We start from the raw sequence: 19,705 nt of genomic DNA, 5'->3' as shown, positions 1-19,705 counted from the left end.
CGCCTTCGAAATGGAATTGATCGGGGAAAGTGCTATCTCCGCCAGTGTCCGATGAGCCAGGCGCAGATCTCCTGCTCGGTCATCTCGGGAAACTCTTCGGACAAGGTGACGAGCGCGCGCAGCGCTTCATCCCGGTCCATGCCTCGCGCCGCCGCTTCTTTCAGGTATTCCTGTCGGGCGGCGGTAGGACGTCCGCCGCCGACGCCACGGCCCGGCAGGCCGTTGCGCCACTCGGTGATTTCCGCCAGCCGATCAGGCCGCCAGCCGGGAGTTCCGTCGACCTCGACATCGGGCTCCGGGAACGGGTGCTCCGAATCACCGGGATAGCGGGAGCGCCACTTGTGCACCGCGTGCCGGCTCACGCCCAGCGCCTCGCCGATACCGAGAACGCCGAGGTATCGCTCGGTCATGGTGCACCAACTCTGTCTGTACGGGCCTCCTCCGCGGATCTCATTACTACCACGCCCAGGACGGAGTCCCGCATCACCGATGCGTCTAACCTCGTCCCTCCTAGAGACGAAGTTAGACCAGGAGGCGGAACATCGTCAACAGAAGCCGGCGGGGCCGCTCGGGTTTCGAGTGCATTGAATCGCCTCGGCCGGTGCTCGACGCGATGACCGATGTTCCCCCGCCGGAGCCGGAATCAACGAGCATGATCGCTAGAAGCGACTGCGGTTTCTGCACCACTTCGCCCCGCGCCTTGCGGCGGGCGCTTCCACCTGGCCCCAGGCGCACCCGCCCGTGTCATGGCTGGCGATCGTCGTGTACGCACTGGTGGCCCGGCACCGCCGTCACCTTCCGGACGGCACCGCGGCATGCTCGATATCGGCGGGAATCAACCGGCCGAAGACTCGATCAAGCCCCACCTCATCGCAGTGGTGACCGCCGCCGTCCGGCCGGAGACGTCGAGCTTGCCGAAGATGCGATTCAAATGCGTCTTCACGGTGCTTTCACCTATGATCAGCGACCGTCCGATCTCGGCGTTCGACAGCCCCTTCGCCACCAAAGAAAGAACCTCCGCCTCGCGAGGAGTCAGGGATTGCATGTCCGGCATGCTCATCCTGGACACGAGTTTCGTGGCCACCGGCGGAGCGAGAACCGTGCCTCCCTCGACGACCGTGAAAATCGCCGCGAGCAGTTCGATGGCGCTGGTCTCTTTCAACAGGTAGCCGGCCGCTCCTGCCGCGATCGCCCCGAAGATGTCCCGATCATCCGCGGCACCGGTCAAGACCACCACCCGCGTCTCAGGGCGGTCGTCCAGGATGCGTGCGACAGTGTCGGCGCCGCCTCCGGATGACATCCGCAGATCCATCAATACGACGTCGGGCCGCAACTCCCTCGCCCGGACGACGACCTCCTCCCCCGAGGACGCCTCGCCCGCGATCGCGATATGGGAGTCGGCGGCGAGGACGGCACGCAACCCTTCTCGAAATATCGGCTGACTGTCCGCAATGATCATTTTGATCATGAAAATCCCACTATAGAGCAGCTCCGAGCCGCTGTCGGCACACCTGTCGTCGTCAACTTCACCGAAGCGAGCAGGCGTGAACTATCCCCATAGCCGCCAGGATGCTTCCCCGCCGAGATGGCCCGTGCCCGTTTCCCCGTGTGACGCTCGGGCGAACATGACTTTCATGGATGCCGGTTCGGCCGCCACGACCTTGAAAGTCGCCGCGGATGGCCATAGGCATCCACGAACCGTCGCGATCCCCGTGATGGCGTCGACCAACCCCACAAGGGTCGGTGATGTCGTTACCACTCTTATCCCACCCGCAACGCGCTCACAAGATCCTCATGCGGGAAATCTCGCTTGCCGGATCACCCCGGCCGGCGTCCGCGGGCCGATGTCGTCTTTCCGGCCAGTTGTCTGAACTCCGCCGTTCCCGGATCATCTCTCGAAAAGGTGCACCCGAAGGGCAACGATGAAGACAATGCTCGCACTCCTGGGCGCCGCCGCAGTGGGGGCGTTTGTCGCGGTCCTCCTGTTATTGCGGACGGCGCCGGACGGCGGTGCGAATGAGGAGCGCGCGGCGTCAAGTTCCACCGGCACGGCCTCCGTTTCCTCCGCGGCCTCCGCTTCCCCTGCGGCGGCCCGGAAGAGCGTGTTGCTGGATGTCGACGGCACCGTCATCGAGGAGTTCTCCGGCGACTGCGCGGGCAGCGGACATCCCTATCTCTGCCGTCAGGTCAGGAAGCGACTTCTCGCCGAGGACCCGCAACTGCTCACCCGCGACGGCCTGACGATCCGGACGACGATCGACCCGCGGCTCCAGCGGGCCGCGCAGCGAGCCGTCGACGCCTACGTCCATCGCGACGATCCGCAGCTCGCCGCCCAGGTCGTGATCGTTCCCGGCGAGGGCGCCGTCAGGGCCATGGCCACCAACCGTGATCCCGCCGACGGGCCGGCCTTCGCGCAGGGCACGACGGCGATGCCCTACGCCCTGACCGCCGCGCTCGCCGCAGGGCTGCGGTACGAGGACGGCTTCGTCGTCGCGGACGAGTACCGCGCCCCCCGCTTCTCGGCGTTCAAGGACTGTGCGGGCCGGCTTGTCGCCGATACGAGAATGGCCGTGCACAACCGGAAGGAGGGCGGGACCCGGTTTGTCACCCTGCGATCGGGCACCCGGGACGCGGTGAACACCTTCCACATGCAGTTGCAGCAGAAGGTCGGCCTGTGCGAGGTCGTCAAGACGGCCGAGCGGCTCGGCCTCAGGAGCGCCGCCGGGGAACCGCTCCGGGAATTCGAGACGTTCGCACTGGGCTTCAACGAGGTCGATCCCATCTCGGTAGCCAACTCGTACGCGAGCCTCGCCGCCCGCGGCCGCTTCTGCGAGCCGAGGGTGATCGCCGAAATCCGCGACGGCTCCGGTGCCACCCGCTCCTTCCCACCGCACTGCGTGCAGGTCCTGGACCCGGCGGTCGCCGACGCCGTCACCGGAGTGCTGTCGGACGTCCTGGCGAGGAGTCCGCTCAAGGGCGTCGGCCACGAGGCGGCGGGCATGCCCGGCATGGGCGACGCCTCCCGCACCGCCTGGTTCGCCGGCTACACCCCCGGCCTGGCCTCGGCCGTCAGCCTCGGCGACTCTCGTGGCCCGCTACGGCACCCGATGGTGGACGTCACCATCGGCGGCCGCCACTACGCGCACATGGACGGCACGTCGATTCCCGGCCTGATCTGGAAGAAGGCGATGAGCAAGGCGCTGCGCGGCACGCAGGAGACCCGGTTCGTCCGGCCGGACACCGAGCGCTTCGGCGGCTGCCACGACGCCTGCCCACCCCCCTGACCACTCGGTGAGCGGTCAAGCGCCGCTACTCCCGGGACGACGCGGTGAAGTCGCTATGGGAGCCGCCACAGCACCCGGCGCCGCTCGATCCCGCCGCTCGATCCCCCTGCTCGTAACGATGCTCAGGCACGGGTGATCGTCCTCGCGGAGCAGAGGGTGACGGCGGGCAGGGCGTTCGGCCTCAGCCGCGCATGCTCTCGTCGCTCAACTCGTTGAGGGGGGTCAGCGTCGCCGAGGCCTCGTCGTGATCCATCCCGGTCGCCTCGAGCAGGTCGACGGCGATGGAGCGCAGCTGCGCGATGATGACGTTCGCCGAGAAGCCCAGGGTCTTGGGCCGCTCCCGTGCGGCGACGGCGAGCAGCGCCTGCCTGGCCAACGTCGGTTCGCGCCCGGCCCCCAGTTCGAGCTGGAGCAACAGTGCCGCCTCCGAGACTTCGCGCAGCAACTCCGCCAGCGCCACCGGCGGCGGGCTCGGCTCCCCCATCGCCGCGAGCGTGCGGCGGACCAGTACGCGTGCGTTGCGCAGCGCCAGGTCCACCGGTAGGGCGGCGGTCTGATATCTGGCCAGCCTGGCTCGGTGGTGCCGGCGCAGCGGCGAGATCCTGATGATCTCCTTGCTGTTCTCCAGCGCCGCCGCGAACTCCTCGACCGCGGTCTGGGTTTTGCGTCCGCACTCCAGCGCCTCGGCCGCCAGGTCCATATCGCCCTTCTCGATGGCCTCCGCCGCCTGTTCCAGCACGGTGGAGAAGGCGTCCAGTACGCCGGACAGATGTTTGCCCGCGATGGTGAGAGGACTGGCGGGCAGCAAGGCGACCGCGACGATGCCGACGATGCCACCGGTGAGCGCGTCGGCCATCCGGTCGAGCCCGCCGCCGTCCTCGCCCGGCACCAGCATGGCGACCAGCACCGCGGACGACCCGACCTGCGACACGAACAGCTCGCTGCTGTTCAACAGCCCCGCGACGGTCATCGCCAGCGCGATCACGAGCGCCAGCTGCCAGGGACCCGAGCCGATCCAGGACACCAGCAGGTCGCCGACGCCCACCCCCAGACTGACGCCGACCACCAGCTCGGCCAGCCTGCGCAGCCGCTGCGCGTGCCCCACCCCCACGCAGATCATCACAGAGATGGGTGCGAAGAGGGGGTGGGCGTGGCCGAGCAGATGAACGGCGGCGATCCAGGCCAGCGCGGCTCCTACGGCACACTGCACGATGGAGGGCCCGATCAGGCCGAACGTGCCCAGCCGTTTCCTCACCTGATCACCGAGCCACGTCCGCACCCCTCCACGATGTCGGATCTTTATGACATTGGGATCACATTTGCCCCGAAATCTTCTGATGTGAGCTAATCGGCGAAGATCGAGGGATCCGCGGGCCACCCGCCCGCCGGAGCACGAAACCCCACTGCCCGAGGCGGGACTTCCGCACCTCAGGCGTTCGGCGACGGGCCGCGTCCGCCGCCCGGCGATCAAGCCATCGCCATCGGGACACCTCGCGCACCCCGGACAGCACCGCGACGACCGGCCGCCGGCTCCGTCGAGGTCACGCCGTACAACCCTCACCATCGACGGCCTCCAGCAGCGGCGCCGGCACCGCTCAGTGCACAGAGATCGAATTGCCGGGCGCAATTTAGAACATAGCGCCCATCAGGGACAGAACATCAGCTATGCCGCGAGGTCACACCTTTCCGATCAGAATTGACCAAAAAACACGTTAACGAGCACCCTCAAATAATTCATTGGGTTGCTGTCAATTTTTCCGGTTCCCGGCGAATTACTGACAAGTGGACAGCGCGACGTTACTCTGCGAATCAGTCGAGCCGGCGTCTTCCATGGCGAAGGGAAAATCGTGGAGTCGGACTACTGGCTGCAGTTGCACAAGGATGTGGTCACGCGATTCACGGCCGTGATCGAACTACTCGAGGAGGCCACTGCCTCTGCCCTGCACTGGTCGCCCGACGACAGTGACTCGGAGGCGTCCCTGCGACACCTCCGCCGACGGCGCCAGTCGGTGGTCGACCTCGAATTGCGAATGCCGATCGTGGCGCCGATGAAGGCCGGAAAGTCGACGATCATCAACGCTATCGTCGGATACGACCTACTGCCCGCGCGCAGTGAGGCGATGACCACCCTGCCGACCCGGATCGAACTGGTCGACGGTCTGACCGAACCGGAGCTGACCATCGCCAGGGAGGACGCTCTGCTTTTTTCCTCGCTCATCGAGGAACTGGCCGTCCAGGTCGAAAACCATTTCTCCATGCTGGCCGACAAACTCTCTCACCTGGAGGAGCTGCTCGAAGATCTACGCGCCAGGAAGCTCGGCCCGATCGAGGAATGTTATCGGGGGCACTCACGCGTGCTCACAGTTCTGATCCTGCTGAACGATCTGGTTCGGCTCAGCGGCATGCTGCTTCCCACGGCGGATATCCTCGGTCAGATCTCCGACGCCCCGACACTGCGCACGCCGTACTGGCGGCGGCCCGAGCTGGGCACAGCCGAAACGACGGGCCGGCTCTCCCTCATCGACACACCCGGACCCGACGAGACGGGGACCGCGGTCCGGCTCACCGGCGCGGTGCGGACTCAATTGGAAAACTGCCATGTCGTCCTGATTCTGCTGGACTACACCGCAATGGGTCGCGAGGCGGACGAGAAAATCAAGAATCTCACCGACCCGGTGGTCGAACAGATCGGCCGGGGGAAACTGTACGCGGTCGTCAACAAGGTGGACCAGCGGAGGCCGGGCGACCGTGACACGGAAGGTGTCCAGCGTTTCGTCCGCGTAGACCTCGGCCTCGTCGAGAATTCCGAGGACCGGCGGATTTTCGAGACGAAGGGCCGTCTCGGCCTCGTCGCGGCCAAGGCGCTCGCGGCCCTCGATCGGGAGGGCGAGCGGTTGGTCATCGCCGACGACCATGCTGCCCGCCAGTTCGTCTGGGAGCAGTACGAGGATGACGAGGATCGCAACGACGCACTGCGCACCTGGAGCCACGAGCAACTGCGCAGGCGTGCGGCCCGCAAATGGGACGAGTCGGGACTGCCGCAGCTCCTCCAGCACGGGATCAGCCGGGTGCGTGCGGAGGCCGTGCCGATCCTGATCGGTTCGGCTCTGAATCAGCTCGACGCGGTGCTCAAATCGCTGATCGAGGTCGCAAGGTTGCGCATGCAGGGGGCCGCCGCCGACGCGAAACGCATCCAGGACGAGTTGGAGGCGCTGAAGAAGGAGACGAGACTGCTGGAGAGGCTGCGGTCGGACATGCCGCAGCCGAAGCAACTCAGCAAAGAGATTCAGGGCCGGTTGAACGCCCACATCGCGAGGTTGCGCGTGGCGGGCGACCATGTCCTGTCGGCGCTCGACGTCGGCGAGACCCGCTCCGCTTCATCGGACACAGGCGTCTTCGGCTGGCTTGGCCGCCGCATCCACCTGGCCAGGGAGTCCGTGGGCGACGCGATCAGCGGAAAGAAGCACCGATCACCCGGAGTGCTGGAGTTCGGCACGAGGGCGGAGGCGGACCTGCACATCAACCTCCTGACAGGGGCGGTGATGGAGCCGCTGCGAGCCGCTCTCGAGCAGGGGCGCGACGAGATCGCCGGCGCGGTCGCCGAGATCGCGACGAAGGTCGTGGCAGCCGAGGACAGAAAGGCACGCCCCATCATCGAGCGGGCCAGTCGCCGTCTTTCGACGGCGTTCGACGTCACGCTCACCGTGCCTGAGCTCGACATCGCCTATCACGACATCGAGGTGCCCGCGGCCGGCCCGCAGGAGCAGGTGTACACGGTCAAGAAGACGCGGAACGTCGAGAAGAAAGTCCGGGAATGGAAGTACTGGCTCAGGCTGATACCTCGGAAGAGGATCACCTCTGAGGAGTATCAGGTCGAGGAGTCGGTCTTCCTGGTCAGCCAGGAGAGGGTCAAGCGAGAGCTCAGCATGAGTTTCTCCAGCCAGATCGACCAGATCGCCCAGGAGCTCGGCGAGTACGTCGTCGGAGAGCTGTCGGCGCAGCTCATGGCCTATTACGACGGCCTGGACGCGTTTCTCGGGCGATATCACGCCAGCCTGAAGCAGGCTCTGGAGGACGCCGGCCAGAGCGACGTGCAGCAGCAGGAGATGCACGCCAAGCTCATGGCCGTCATCACCGCCGCCGAGGAGCATCTCATCGCGATCGCGAGCTTCCAGCGCCAGCTCAAGGCCGGGAAGTGATTCGCCACAGTGGGCGCGATCACGTCCTCGCGTGACGGAGATCCGGCGGCGGCGCGCCTGCGAACCAGGCTCGTCGCCTGCCTGAACGGGCTGGCCGCATTGTTTCGAGACGCCGCGGCGAACGGCCGGGGCGAGGTGCCGGGCCGGGACGAATTCGCCGATCGCATCGCCGGTGAGGTGAGGTCGGCCTTGGGCGGTGGTGCCCCCGTCGGCGCCGTGAGCACCCTGCGCGCGGTGCGAGATCTGACCGTGCTGCTGCAGAGCGCGGTCGACAGTGGTGTGGGAGCGACGGACACGCGCCTCGCCACCCGCGCCGAGGCCTACCGGCAGTCTCTCGACCGGCTGCTCGCCGGGGAGCGGCGGCTCATGGAGGCACGCACCACGCTTCCGCCGGCCACACGGATCCAGGATCAGATCACGACTGCCGCGCACGATGCCGTCGCTGCCGCCGTTGACAGCTCGGCGGAGGCACTCCGGTCGCTGCGTCACGCGCCGTTGCCCGGGGCGGACACACGCTGGGGCCGGGAGCATGCCAGGATCTTCGCCTCACGCGACCACGCACAGGAATACCTCGAACGCCACTGCCGACCGGCCCTGAGATCGATCGGCTCCGCCGTCCAGACCTGTCTGCTGGAGATCGACACGGTCGTGGGCCGCTGTCACGCGGAAGCCGCAGCGGCAGACCAGGCGCTACGCGCCCTGGCAGCGGAAGGCGCCGTCGACATCGGCGGGAGCACCGCCGGGGGGATCGCGAGACTCGTGGGCGCCGAACCGCCGAGGACACCCGCCCGGCCGGCCGGTCCCCGGGCGGAGCTCGTAGCGGAGGCGCTCCGGGTGGTCGCCCGCGACGCCGTTCACCCCACACCCCCCGAGACGTCACTGGTGCGCCGGGTCGTCCTGGCCGCCTCCTATCCACGTGATCTCAGGTTCTTCGGCCACCGCGGTCACATGGCGACCCGCGACGCCGTCAACGCGTCGCTGGCCGCGGCATGCCACCGGGTGACCGAGGCGCTTCGTGCCGAGGTCGACACCCACCTGAAGAATTTGTGGCGAGGGGCCTTCGGTGCCTATCTCACGGCACGCGACACCTACGTGTCCCGCTGCGCGGACGTCCTCGTCGCGACGAGGCGTTCGATCGGGCATGAACTCGCCGCTGTGCTGACGCAGCAGCGAGCCCTGCACGACCTCGCGTCGGAGTTCGCCGGACTTCGACGAACCGCCGAGGAAATCATCACCGGCGTCGACGGCGAGGTTCCCCAGATCCTGCGCTGGCCGTTGACCGCGGCCGCGGGGCACCCTGGGATCCCGGCGGACACCGCGACCGAGCTCAGGCGTCTGGCCAACGGCTCCGCCGACGTCCGGGTCGTGGTCGTCGCGCCCATGAGCGCCGGGAAGTCCACGCTGATCAACGCGCTCCTGGGGGCCGAGGTACTGCCGACGCGACATGCCGCGATGACGTGCTTTCCGACCTACCTGTCGCTCCGCAGTCCCGGCGAATGCCCGGTTCCCACGCTGCGTCTGGACACCCGGTTCCGCCACGGACTACAGGTGCTCGCCCACCGCATCCGCTCCGTGGTCGATCCTCCCGAGTCCGCTCGTCTCCGGGTCGATCGCCACCTGCATCTCGCTCTCATGCTCCAGCGGCTGCACGAAAACGCCTTCCAGATGGGAGCCGAACACGTCGGCGCCGATCGGGTTCGGGAGGCCTTGACCGAGATCAACGACCTCGTCCGGCTGTGCCTGCTCCTGACCCCGGGCCAATCCCTGCCTCCCCACCTGCGTGAGCCCGTGGACGTCCTCGTGCCGTACGGCGACGGCGCGCCCGGAGGGTGCCGGATCCAACTTGTCGATACGCCGGGATTGGACGAGGGAGGCCTGTCCGGGGACTTACGACCGCTCATCCGGGCCGAGCTGGACAAGGCGCACGCGGTGATTCTCGTGCTCGATTTCACCCGGTTGTCCAGCGAGGCCGACCATGCGACCCGCGAACTCCTGCGCGCGTTCATCGAGGTCGTCGGTGACCAGGGCGTCTGGGCCGTGGTCAATCGGGTCGACCAGCGGCGGCCGGGAGACCGCGACGAGGCCGGCGTGCGCCGGCTCGTGCGCGCAGAGATCGGTGTGATGGAGGAGCACATCGTGGAGATGTCCGCGCATCGGGCGGAGGTTGCGCTGGCCTATCTGGCAGGGCCCGGTGCCGCGGGTCGCCCGGAAGAGGAGTGCGCGCGACGAGATGATCGAACGCGGGCCTTGCTCTCCGTCTGCTACCCGGGAGACTGGGAGGAGCGTCTGACGGAGTTCGACGCCGATCGCGGACGGGAGATCGCGTCGCGCCTGCTCGCTCGCTCCGGCATCCGGCGGGCACGCCAGGCGATTCTCACCACGCTGCACCGGGATGGTGGACGCCTCATGGGGCGGGCCACTGCCCGGCGTCTTCTGGCCGCTCTCACGCCTGTGTCCGTCGCGGATCCCCAGCTCGCTCGACTGACCTCTGAACTCGCTCTGAGCCTGACGATCACCGAAAGACAGCCGACATGAACTCTTTGGAACAAACAGCGAGGGGGATCCCCCTGGTTCCGGATCGGATGCTCCTCGAACTGGCCAACGGCATCCGCGTCGCCGAGGACCTGAGTGGGCGGCGGAGATCGGTCTTCAGCCGCATGATCGACGGGATCACCGGAAAGAGCGCACAGGCCGATCGAGTCGCCCTCGGGGCGCTTGCCGGTGGTCAGCGTGCGCTGATGGAGTGGGTCACCGAGGTGACCGAGAGCAGCGCGGTCACCAACCTCACTCTGGCCCGGGTGACACGGCAGGTCCTCGACACCCGGCGCCGGCTCGCGCAGGCCGACGCCGCGGGCCGGCGGAACGCCGAGGGCATGCGCCTGCTCGCCGAGTTCCTCGACGAGGCGCTCAGCCAAGTGGACGACCGGCTTACCCGGATCGAGCGCCGTCTGGACTGGATCGAACGCCGGCAGGACGTCCTTGAGCTCAACTTCACGGCCCAGGCGAGCTTCGAGCTGTCGGTCGGCGCATGGGCGAGCGGCCAGACGTACGGTGATCTGCCCTGGATATGCCAGGTCGCCCTGCTTGCCTGGGAGGTGGCCATCGGCCCCGCGGGCCAGGTCGAATATCTCACCGGTGATCACCGATACCGCGACAAGCTGATCAACAGCATTCTCGGCCACGAGTGGACCCGCAGGGCGGTCCCCGCGCCGTTCACGGTGAGTGGGCTGCTTGACGAAGCCGCCAACCGGCTGCACACGCCCGAGCGTCGACTGCTGATCGCGGAACTTCTCGGCAGCGGGCTGACCGGGCGACTGGCGACGCCGATGTGGCCGCTGTGCGCGGCGTTGGTGACGGCACTCGAACTCGCGGCGATCCCCGAGGGCGCGCCGGAGCATCCGGGGAAGATCGCTTTGGAGCTGGTCCGGCAGCGGCACGGATGGCTGGACGGCAGCGCGGAGCCGATCGGCTTCGTCCGGCGCATCGTCAACGAGCAAGCCGACGCGGCCCACGTTCTCCGTGCGGGACTGGAGAACGACGATGACGAGTGATGCTTTCGGAGCAGGCAGCCGGCCGTCCCTCCCCGAGCCGCCGGAACCGCGAGCCCACGTGGGACTGGTGCTGAGCGGGGGTGGCGCCAAAGGCGCATACCAGGCGGGGGTCGCGGCGTGTCTCGCCCGTCACGGGCTGGAGCTCCGAATGATCTGCGGAGCCAGCATCGGAGCGCTGAACGGCGCGATCCTGGCCTGCGAGAAATCCCTCAAGGACGGCGCGCAACGGCTCCTGGCGGTGTGGCGCGAGGTAGGCGCCGTGGCGGGACGAGCCGAAGCGCCCAACCCGATCCCCCCTGGCGGGCCGCCCGGTCCGCCGTCTTCCGGCGCCTGGGAGCCGCCGGATCCGTCGGCGCTGGGACAACTGGGCAGCTTGATCTCGAATTTCGCCAGCCCGGTCCTGCGACACGGCTTCATCGAGGACCTCATCGTCCGGCACGTCGGCATCGCCGAGCTCCGTACCGGACCGCGCTTCTACGTGTCGGCCTATCCGGCGGCCGGCTACGACCTGGTCGTGCCCAGCTGGGGCTGGCTGCTCGACGTGATCCGGGCGCCCTTCACCACGGAGGGACGATGGCTCTGCGTCAATCGGCTGGCGGCCTCGCAGGTACATCACGCGGTGCTGGCCAGTGCGTCCCTGCCGCCCGTCCTGCCACCCCGGGAGGTCGCGGGCATCCGCTACCGCGACGGAGGCCTGTTCGACAACCTGCCGGTCGGGCCCATCGCCGCCGACCCCGACTGCCGCTTCGTCGTCGTCGTGCATCTCCAGCAGGGGTCGTTGTGGAACGCACGGGATTATCCGGGGCTGGAGGTGATCGAGATCCGTCCGACCCGTCCCCTCGCGGATCCGGGACCTCTCGGCTGGGCGAACGGCATGCTCGATTTCTCACCCGAGCGGATCGAGTGGCTCATCCGACGCGGCGATGAGGATGCGGAAGACGCCCTGAAACCGCTCCGTGCAGCGCTCGAAGCGACCGATCACCTTCGGACCAGCCGGTCCCTGGCGGTCGAGGCGGCCGACGCGCTCGACCGAGAGTTCCCGCTCGACGCCTAGAACGCGGGCGCTGCCGGCCGGCGGCGCCCGCGAGGTGATTACATGTCCGGGCCGGGAGGGGTCGGCCGGCCAGGGCCGCTCCCTCCCGGGAACCATCAACGCCGATGCCCCGGCACGACCAGCAGGGTGATCGAATTCGCCGGGTACGTCGCAGTGACCCGGCCCTGGTGCACCAGGAGATCGTCACCGCGCACGATCGAGCCGAGATCGGCCGGGCCGTAGGTGAATCGCTGTGCCTTGGCGTTGCCGTGCAGTCCGGCGATCGACAACGGTGAGGTCAGCTCACCGCCGGTCTTGTTGATGACCATCAGGGTCAGCGCCTTGTCGCGCGAGCGCTGCGCCCCGTACACCGCCAGCTGCCCTTGATCGCTGCTGGCCGCCGACACGCTCACGTCGCCGAACCGGCTCCCCGCGCCGTCATAGTTGCGATACATCCGGAACGCGTAGGCGCCGGGCTGCGTCGGCTGGGGTTCGCCCCAGATGGTCGCGAGGTCGAGATCCTCACGACCGAAGATGCCGAGAACGTCGGCCTGCGCCAGGGCGCCGTTGATGTCGTCCAGCGCGCCCCAGTTGTACTCGGTGATCGCGGTCTTCGTGCCGGGGTAGTACTGCGCGACCCACTCCTTCATCTTGCGGATGAACTGCAGCGGCGGCGCGTTCACGCCCGTGGGGCCGATCCAGGACTCCTCGACGTACGTCGGGTCCCACAGCGAACGCGTGGACCGCAGCCGCCACGCGTTGGACTCGGGGTCCTTGCCGCCGTTGATCTGCGGGTAGTAGTGCTGGTCGAAGTAGTCGAGCATGCGCTTGCGGCCGTGCGCGTCGCTGTAGTCCTTCATGTTCTTCAGGAACCACTGCGACAGGTTGAGCCCGCCGTGCGCGGCCGCGTCGGCGCCCGGCGCACAACCGTCCACCCCGGACGCGACCCACTCGCAGTATCCCCAGCCGGACGGGCCGAGCACGGCCGCGCTCGGGTCGGCGGCCTTGATGGCCGCGGCGGTCGCGGTGCTCTTGCCGCCCAGCTCGTCGTATGAGACCGCCTCGGGGTGCACGTCGCGATGCGTGGAGTTCCACAACACCGGCTCGTTGTCGAGCTCGTAGATCGACACGCCGCCGCGCGCCGCCCTGCCGAACCGGCTCACGAGATGCGACACCATCTCGCCGTCGAATGAGGCGCCCACCGGGATCGAGGTGTCCTCAGGCACCGCCCCGGTGAGGTTCGCGTTGTTGAGCCTGCCGTTGCCGCAGCCGGCGTCCCACTGGTCGAATCCGTCCTGAGCGGGGAACCGGCTGGCAGGGAATCCGCAGGCGAACGGGTGCTCGGCGGGCGAGTCCTTGGCCACCCACCCGCTCATCGGCACGGTGACGACCTGTTTGGTGCCGCGGTCCCGGTTGGTCGTGACGAACGCCTCGACCGTGTTGTCGGGCCCGGCGACGATGTTCTCGAAGTACCAGTCGCTTCCCGTGTTGTAGGTGTGGTTCTTGAAGTTGTAACGCGTGCTCGCGTTGCCGCCCCAGCGCGCCACCGGCAGGCCGATCTCTGCGGCGAACGCCGGGTCGGCGCCGTTCATGCCGTAGATGTCCGGACTGATCGCATGCCGGGCGGCGGACAGGTCCACCGACAACGTGGGACCCGCTGCCGCCGCGGCCGGGTTCAGGGCCGCCTGGGCGGTCAATGTCCCCGCCACGAAGGACACCGCTACGCCGAGCGTCGTGGCCGATCGCAGCTTCCGCCGCCGTTGAACACCCATCGTCGACGCTCCCGTCAATCGATCCACCGGTCGACAACCGAGGAGCCTGACCGGACGCTTCACCCGAGTCAAGGCGCCGCAGTCGCGCGGAGGCGGGCGGCCATGCGGAACCGAAGAAACCCGGCCCCCTGACTTCGGGCGTCTCCCGGTCCAGCCTTGGCCGCCTTGTAACAACCCGGCCGCGATTCGGGAGGACAGCCTGAAAGTTGCACGCAGCCCACGAATCCGGCCTCTCGGCCGCACGGCGACCCGCAGATCGACTTCGTGCGCCGGCGAACCCCGCCCGGTCCACCAGGGGAGGCGGGGTTTCCGCCGGTCAGGGGCTACTTGAGGAGCTGGCGGGCCATGACCATGCGCTGGATCTGGTTGGTGCCCTCGTAGATCTGGGTGATCTTGGCGTCACGCATCATGCGCTCGACGGGGAAGTCGCGCGTGTAGCCGTACCCGCCGAGGAGCTGCACCGCGTCGGTGGTGATCTCCATGGCGGCGTCGGAGGCGGCGCACTTGGCGGCGCTGGAGAAGAACGTGAGGTCCTTGACCGGGGTGCCGTTCATGGCCAGCTCCGACTTGGCGGCGGCGGCGTAGGTGAGCTGCCGGGCGGCCTCCAGCTTCATCGCCATGTCGGCGAGCATGAACTGCAGGCCCTGGAAGTCGGCGATCGGCCTGCCGAACTGCTTGCGCTCCTTGACGTACCCGACGGCGTAGTCGAGCGCGCCCTGGGCGATGCCGAGCGCCTGCGCGGCGATCGTGACGCGGGTGTGGTCGAGCGTGGCCAGGGCGGTCTTGAACCCGGTGCCCGGCTCGCCGATCATGCGCGACGCCGGGATCCGGACGTTCTCCAGGATGACCTGGCGGGTGGGCGAGCCCTTGATGCCGAGCTTCTTCTCCTTGGGCCCGAACGAGACGCCCTCGTCGTCCTTCTCCACGACGAAGGCGGAGATGCCCCGGGCGCCGGCCGCCGGGTCGGTCACGGCCATGACCGTGTAGTACTCCGACACGCCCGCGTTGGTGATCCACATCTTGGTGCCGTTCAGCACGTAGTGGTCGCCGTCCCGCTCGGCCCTGGTCTTCATCGAGGCGGCGTCCGAGCCCGCCTCCGGCTCGCTCAGGGCGTAGGAGAACATGGCCTCCCCCCGGGCGACCGGGGTCAGGTAGCGCCGCTTGAGCTCCTCGGACGCCGACAGCAGCAGCGGCACGGTGCCCAGCTTGTTGACAGCCGGGATCAGCGAGGACGAGGCGCACGCGCGGGCGACCTCCTCGATCACGATCACGGTCGCGAGCGCGTCGGCACCCGCCCCGCCGTACGGCTCGGGGATGTGGACGGCATGCAGGTCGGCGGCGACGAGGTCCTTGTAGACCTCCCAGGGGAACTCCTCGTTCTCGTCGGCCGCCGCGGCACGCGGGGCGATCTTCTCGTCGGCGAGGGCCCGGACCGTCTCGCGGAGCATCTCGTGCTCCTCAGCTGGGGCGTAGAGAGGGAAGCTCATAGCGCGATACTAGGACGTCCGAATAGAAAGTTACCAGTCAGTACGACACCTCCCCTGACGCATCACCCTGACAGGGGTGAGGAAGTGATGTCCTGGCGTCGACCGTACGGCCCCGGACCCGTACCGTGGGGGCCATGGTGCCGGTTTGCCCAGGTGGTTCACTGGGCAGTTGGTTGGGCCGGTACCATGCCAGATCACAAAGAGTCGGTAAGAGGGGAGCATGCCGTGCCGTACCGCCTCACCGTGCTGGGGACCGGATATCTGGGTGCTACGCACGCGGCGTGCATGGCCGAACTGGGCTTCGAAGTGCTCGGTCTGGACGTGGACCAAGGCAAGATCGAGCAGCTACGGCGCGGCGAGCTGCCGATCCACGAGCCCGGTCTGCAGGAGCTCCTCCGCCGCAACCTCGACTCGGGCAGGCTGCGCTTCACCACCTCCTACGAGGAGGCGGCGAAGTTCGGCGACGTCCACTTCATCTGTGTGGGCACCCCCCAGAAGAAGGGCGGGTACGCCGCCGACGTCTCCTACCTCGACGCGGTCGTCGACTCCCTGGCTCCCCACCTCGACCGCGAGTGCCTGGTCGTGGGCAAGTCCACGGTGCCGGTCGGCACCGCCGAGCGCCTCGCCGACAAGCTCGTACGGCTCTCGCCCGCCGGCATGCAGGTCGAGCTGGCCTGGAACCCCGAGTTCCTGCGTGAGGGCTTCGCGGTGCAGGACACGCTCCGGCCCGACCGGATCGTGCTGGGGGTCGTCTCGGAGCGGGCCGAGAAGGTGCTGCGGGACGTCTACGCGCCCCTGGGCGAGGTCCCGATCGTGGTGACCGACTTCCCCACCGCCGAGCTGGTGAAGTCGGCCGCGAACGCGTTCCTGGCCACGAAGATCTCCTTCATCAACGCCATGGCCGAGGTCTGCGAGGCCGCCGGCGGCGATGTCACCCAGCTGGCACAGGCGCTGTCGTACGACGAGAGGATCGGCGGCAGGTACCTCAACCCCGGCCTCGGCTTCGGCGGCGGCTGCCTGCCGAAGGACATCAGGGCGTTCACGGCCAGGGCCGACGAGCTCGGCGCCGACCGGGCGCTCGCCTTCCTGCGCGAGGTCGACGAGATCAACCTGCGGCGCCGCACCCGGACCGCCGACCTCGCCCGCGACCTGCTGGGCGGGGCGTTCGACGGCCGTAGGGTCGCGGTGCTGGGAGCGGCGTTCAAACCCAACTCCGACGACATTCGCGACTCGCCGGCGCTCGACGTGGCGGTGAAGATCGCCGAGCAGGGCGGGCAGGTCACGGTCTACGACCCGGTCGCCCTGCCCAACGCGCGGGCGGCCCATCCCCACCTCGGGTACGCCGAGTCGGCCCTGGAGGCCGCCCGCGAGGCCGACGTGGTGCTGCTGCTCACCGAGTGGCAGGAGTTCGTCGCCCTCGACCCCGAGGAGCTGGGAGCGGCCGTCGCGACGCGCACGATCGTCGACGGCCGCAACGCGCTCGACCCGGAGACCTGGCGGGACGCCGGCTGGGACTACCACGCCCTCGGCCGCCCCTGATCGAGGCGCCTACTGACCGAGGCGCCTACTTACCGGGCCGACTACTGACCGAGCTGGGCCGCTTCGGCGCGCAGCCGCTCGCCCTTGGCGTGCGCCTGGTCGCGCAGGGCGGCCTGGAACTCCTCCATCCGCCGCCGCAGCCTCTCGTCCGACGCGGCCAGGATCCGTACGGCGAGCAGTCCCGCGTTGCGGGCCCCGCCGACGGCGACGGTCGCCACGGGCACGCCGGCCGGCATCTGGACGATCGACAGCAGCGAGTCCATGCCGTCCAGATACTTGAGCGGCACCGGGACCCCGATCACGGGCAGCGGCGTGACCGAGGCCAGCATGCCCGGCAGGTGGGCGGCGCCGCCGGCCCCTGCGATGATCACCTTCAGGCCGCGCCCGGCGGCGCGGGAGCCGTAGTCGATCATTTCGGCGGGCATGCGGTGCGCCGACACCACGTCGGCCTCGAAGGACACGCCGAACTCCGCGACCGCCTCGGCGGCCTGGCGCATCACCGGCCAGTCCGAGTCGCTCCCCATGACGATTCCGACATCAGGCCCGGCGTCAGGCATCCACAGGTCCTCTCAGGCAGGTGACGGCGTGGTGAGCGCGGGCCCGCACCTCGTCGAGGTCGGTCCCGAGGGCGGTGACGTGCCCGATCTTCCGGCCGGGCCGCACGTCCTTGCCGTAGAAATGAATCTTGATGCCCGGGTCGTTGGCCATCACGTGCTCATACCGGGAGTACACGTCGGGGTCGGGACCACCCAGCAGGTTGGCCATGACGACGACCGGCGCGGTCATCGACGGCGACCCGAGCGGCAGGTCGAGCACGGCCCGCAGGTGCTGCTCGAACTGCGAGGTGCGGGCGCCCTCGATCGTCCAGTGGCCGCTGTTGTGCGGGCGCATGGCCAGTTCGTTGACCACGAGCCCGGTCTTCGTGACGAACATCTCGACCGCGAGGAGCCCGGTCACGCCGAGGTCGCGCGCGATCGTGAGCGCGACCCGCTGGGCGTGCGCCGTCTCCTCCTCGCTCAGGCCCGGCGCGGGCGCGATGACCTCGACGCAGATGCCGTCCTTCTGCACGGTCTCCACGACCGGGTAGCTGACGCCCTGGCCGTGCGGGGACCGGGCGACCAGCACGGCGACCTCCCGCTCGAACGGGACGAACGCCTCGGCCAGCAGGTCCACGCCGGTGGCGAGGACCTCACGTGCCTCGTCAGGGGACGAGCAGACCCACACGCCCCGGCCGTCGTAGCCGCCGCGCACCGCCTTCAGCACCACCGGCCAGCCGTGCTCCTCGGCGAACGCCTCGACGCCGGCCAGGTCGCCGACCCTGGCCCAGGCAGGGCAGGGCGCGCCGATCGCGGTGAGCCGCTCGCGCATCACCGCCTTGTCCTGCGCGTGGACGAGGGCGTCGGCCCCGGGGTGTACGGCGTATCCGTCCGCGGCCAGAGCCCGGATGTGCTCGGTCGGCACGTGCTCGTGGTCGAAGGTGACGGCGTCGCACCCCTTGGCGAACTCCCGCAGGTCGGCGAGGTCGCGGTAGTCGCCGAGGTGGGTGTCCACGATGACCTTGGCGGCGCTCTCGTCACGGGCGCCGGCGAGCACGCGAAGGTCGACGCCGAGCGCGATCGCGGCCTGCTGCGTCATCCTCGCGAGCTGGCCCGCGCCGACCATGCCCACAACTGGGGCGGTCACGGGCTTGGAGGGGGGAACGTTCGGGCTGTTCACGGCACGTAAGCCTACCCAGTCGCGCCGCAAACCCCGTCAGCCGGAGCCCCCGTCTGTGCCCTCGCCGATGTCCGCGAGGACCCGCCGCAGACCCACGGTCGTCATCGTGTTGTCCTCGGACACCTCGGTGGCCAGCATCAGGACCTCGCTGCCGGTGACGGTCGCGGATGTGCCGCCGGTGAACGCGCGTACGTCGGCGGCCCGATACCGGGGATGGACGAGGGAGGAACGGCCCGAGCCCGGCCTCTGGCTGAAGACGACGCGCAGCGCGTGGAACACCAGCGACCCGCCGCCGGGCAGCGCGAGCGCGCGGGCCGGTCCCTCGATGCGCACGTCCGTGGACAGGTGATCGGGGCGGGCCCTGCCGGGGGCGCCGACCAGTTCCGTGAGAAGGCCGCGCATGGGGTCGCCGGAGGCGAAGCGCACCCCGCTGACCCCTTTTCCGGCCACCCCCGCGGGATCGGTCAGGAACGCCACGTGCCGGGTGGGTGCGAGCCGCGCCCCGACGGCCGCGCCCGGATCGGCCGCGGCGTCGGTCACCTCGCCCTCCACGCCGTCCATCGCCGTCGGCGCCTTGCCCACGACCGGGATCGGCCCGGCGCCGAGCCGCCACCGGCCGTCCGCCCGTACGAAGACGAAGTAGGCGGGCCTGGGCTTTGCGGCCAGCACGGCGAACCAGGCGCCGTCACCGCCGTCCTGCCGGGCGGGCAGCAGGAACTCCGGATCACCCCATCCGCGAGGGCCCCTCGCGGATTGAAATCTTCCGTGAGATCCGATGGTCCGGGGGCCGGGAGAACCGGGCGCGGCCGCGCAGACGCGGCGGCCCACGGTGCTCTCGACCCCCGTCGTGAGCTGCCCGACCTTGGCGCAGTCCTCGTCCTTCCAGGCGTCGGCGAGGTCGCTCAGGCTGTCGAAGGCCGCCTGGGCGTCGGCCATCGTGATCTCGGCCGTCTCCGGGGACGTGGCGCCGGGATCGGCCGGGATCCCGCGTAAGCCCTCGGTCCCACACCCCGCGAGCAGGACGAGGCCGAGACCGAGGGTCGTGAGTCTCCGCAACACGGTGAAAGGCCACCCCTCCAGAGCAGGCGCCCCCGAAGCGAAGTGATCCTGGTCGGGCGAGAGCG

Annotated in this window: 14 protein-coding genes; 6 read left to right on the top strand and 8 right to left on the bottom strand. The window is 69.0% G+C overall.

Annotated features, from left to right (window positions below; genetic code table 11):
• Positions 1-32: 32 nt before the first annotated feature.
• The gene (locus tag AB0O28_RS13590) at positions 33-410 is read right to left on the bottom strand and encodes a hypothetical protein (RefSeq protein WP_363639708.1); all 378 of its coding nucleotides are present in this window, start codon (positions 408-410) and stop codon (positions 33-35) included.
• 425 nt (positions 411-835) lie between these two features.
• Positions 836-1,468, bottom strand: a complete 633-nt coding sequence (locus tag AB0O28_RS13585) for a response regulator transcription factor (RefSeq protein ID WP_363639707.1) — start codon at positions 1,466-1,468, stop codon at positions 836-838.
• 637 nt (positions 1,469-2,105) lie between these two features.
• Between AB0O28_RS13585 and AB0O28_RS13580 the strand changes: the two genes are divergently transcribed.
• The gene (locus tag AB0O28_RS13580; protein ID WP_363639705.1) at positions 2,106-3,284 is read left to right on the top strand and encodes a penicillin-binding transpeptidase domain-containing protein; all 1,179 of its coding nucleotides are present in this window, start codon (positions 2,106-2,108) and stop codon (positions 3,282-3,284) included.
• 181 nt (positions 3,285-3,465) lie between these two features.
• On the opposite strand, the gene AB0O28_RS13575 is transcribed toward AB0O28_RS13580, so the two are convergent.
• On the bottom strand, positions 3,466-4,563 hold the full coding sequence (locus AB0O28_RS13575) for an FUSC family protein (protein WP_363639703.1): 1,098 nt from the start codon (positions 4,561-4,563) through the stop codon (positions 3,466-3,468).
• Between the two features lie 463 nt (positions 4,564-5,026).
• Between AB0O28_RS13575 and AB0O28_RS13570 the strand changes: the two genes are divergently transcribed.
• From AB0O28_RS13570 to AB0O28_RS13555, 4 genes are read left to right on the top strand one after another with little or no spacing between them, the layout of a single operon-like run.
• Positions 5,027-7,483 (top strand): dynamin family protein, encoded by a 2,457-nt coding sequence (locus AB0O28_RS13570; protein ID WP_363639701.1) that lies wholly within the window; start codon positions 5,027-5,029, stop codon positions 7,481-7,483.
• Positions 7,484-7,492: 9 nt separating this feature from the next.
• Positions 7,493-10,018, top strand: coding sequence for a dynamin family protein (locus AB0O28_RS13565; RefSeq protein WP_363639699.1), 2,526 nt, complete (start codon positions 7,493-7,495; stop codon positions 10,016-10,018).
• Between the two features lie 47 nt (positions 10,019-10,065).
• The gene (locus tag AB0O28_RS13560; RefSeq protein ID WP_363639697.1) at positions 10,066-11,034 is read left to right on the top strand and encodes a hypothetical protein; all 969 of its coding nucleotides are present in this window, start codon (positions 10,066-10,068) and stop codon (positions 11,032-11,034) included.
• Positions 11,024-12,088, top strand: a complete 1,065-nt coding sequence (locus AB0O28_RS13555) for a patatin-like phospholipase family protein (RefSeq protein ID WP_363639695.1) — start codon at positions 11,024-11,026, stop codon at positions 12,086-12,088. Before AB0O28_RS13560 ends, AB0O28_RS13555 begins: the two co-directional genes overlap by 11 nt.
• A gap of 95 nt (positions 12,089-12,183) precedes the next feature.
• Here AB0O28_RS13555 and AB0O28_RS13550 read toward each other — a convergent pair whose 3' ends face one another.
• Both AB0O28_RS13550 and AB0O28_RS13545 read right to left on the bottom strand, forming a co-directional pair.
• Positions 12,184-13,839: a glycoside hydrolase family 44 protein gene (locus AB0O28_RS13550; RefSeq protein ID WP_363639693.1), complete on the bottom strand. Its 1,656-nt coding sequence runs from the start codon at positions 13,837-13,839 to the stop codon at positions 12,184-12,186.
• Positions 13,840-14,162: 323 nt separating this feature from the next.
• Positions 14,163-15,326 (bottom strand): acyl-CoA dehydrogenase family protein, encoded by a 1,164-nt coding sequence (locus AB0O28_RS13545; RefSeq protein WP_363639691.1) that lies wholly within the window; start codon positions 15,324-15,326, stop codon positions 14,163-14,165.
• Between the two features lie 225 nt (positions 15,327-15,551).
• On the opposite strand from AB0O28_RS13545, the gene AB0O28_RS13540 reads away from it, so the two are divergent.
• A complete protein-coding gene (locus tag AB0O28_RS13540; RefSeq protein WP_363639689.1) occupies positions 15,552-16,865 on the top strand; it encodes a UDP-glucose/GDP-mannose dehydrogenase family protein in 1,314 nt (437 codons plus the stop codon).
• 41 nt (positions 16,866-16,906) lie between these two features.
• Here the strand turns inward: AB0O28_RS13540 and purE are convergent, their stop codons facing one another.
• The 3 genes from purE to AB0O28_RS13525 form a co-directional block, all read right to left on the bottom strand.
• Positions 16,907-17,422 (bottom strand): 5-(carboxyamino)imidazole ribonucleotide mutase, encoded by a 516-nt coding sequence (purE, locus tag AB0O28_RS13535; protein WP_363639687.1) that lies wholly within the window; start codon positions 17,420-17,422, stop codon positions 16,907-16,909.
• Complete coding sequence (locus AB0O28_RS13530; protein WP_363639685.1) at positions 17,415-18,548, bottom strand: 5-(carboxyamino)imidazole ribonucleotide synthase; 1,134 nt, start codon at positions 18,546-18,548, stop codon at positions 17,415-17,417. Before AB0O28_RS13530 ends, purE begins: the two co-directional genes overlap by 8 nt.
• A 69-nt stretch (positions 18,549-18,617) precedes the next feature.
• Entirely contained in the window at positions 18,618-19,640 is a 1,023-nt protein-coding gene (locus tag AB0O28_RS13525; protein ID WP_363639683.1) for a hypothetical protein, read from the bottom strand.
• Between the last annotated feature and the right edge of the window lie 65 nt (positions 19,641-19,705).

Source organism: Microbispora sp. NPDC088329 (genome assembly GCF_040685655.1).
Lineage (GTDB): Bacteria > Actinomycetota > Actinomycetes > Streptosporangiales > Streptosporangiaceae > Microbispora.
The sequence above is the reverse complement of the archived record's forward strand: the minus strand, read 5'-3'. Positions and strand labels throughout refer to the sequence as shown.

Coding starts and splice junctions, on each gene's coding strand:
- AB0O28_RS13550 (WP_363639693.1), bottom strand. CDS start 13,839: ATGGGTGTTCAACGGCGGCGGAAGCTGCGATCGGCCACGACGCTCGGC.
- AB0O28_RS13590 (WP_363639708.1), bottom strand. CDS start 410: ATGACCGAGCGATACCTCGGCGTTCTCGGTATCGGCGAGGCGCTGGGC.
- purE (WP_363639687.1), bottom strand. CDS start 17,422: ATGCCTGACGCCGGGCCTGATGTCGGAATCGTCATGGGGAGCGACTCG.
- AB0O28_RS13560 (WP_363639697.1), top strand. CDS start 10,066: ATGCTCCTCGAACTGGCCAACGGCATCCGCGTCGCCGAGGACCTGAGT.
- AB0O28_RS13555 (WP_363639695.1), top strand. CDS start 11,024: ATGACGAGTGATGCTTTCGGAGCAGGCAGCCGGCCGTCCCTCCCCGAG.
- AB0O28_RS13545 (WP_363639691.1), bottom strand. CDS start 15,326: ATGAGCTTCCCTCTCTACGCCCCAGCTGAGGAGCACGAGATGCTCCGC.
- AB0O28_RS13585 (WP_363639707.1), bottom strand. CDS start 1,468: ATGATCAAAATGATCATTGCGGACAGTCAGCCGATATTTCGAGAAGGG.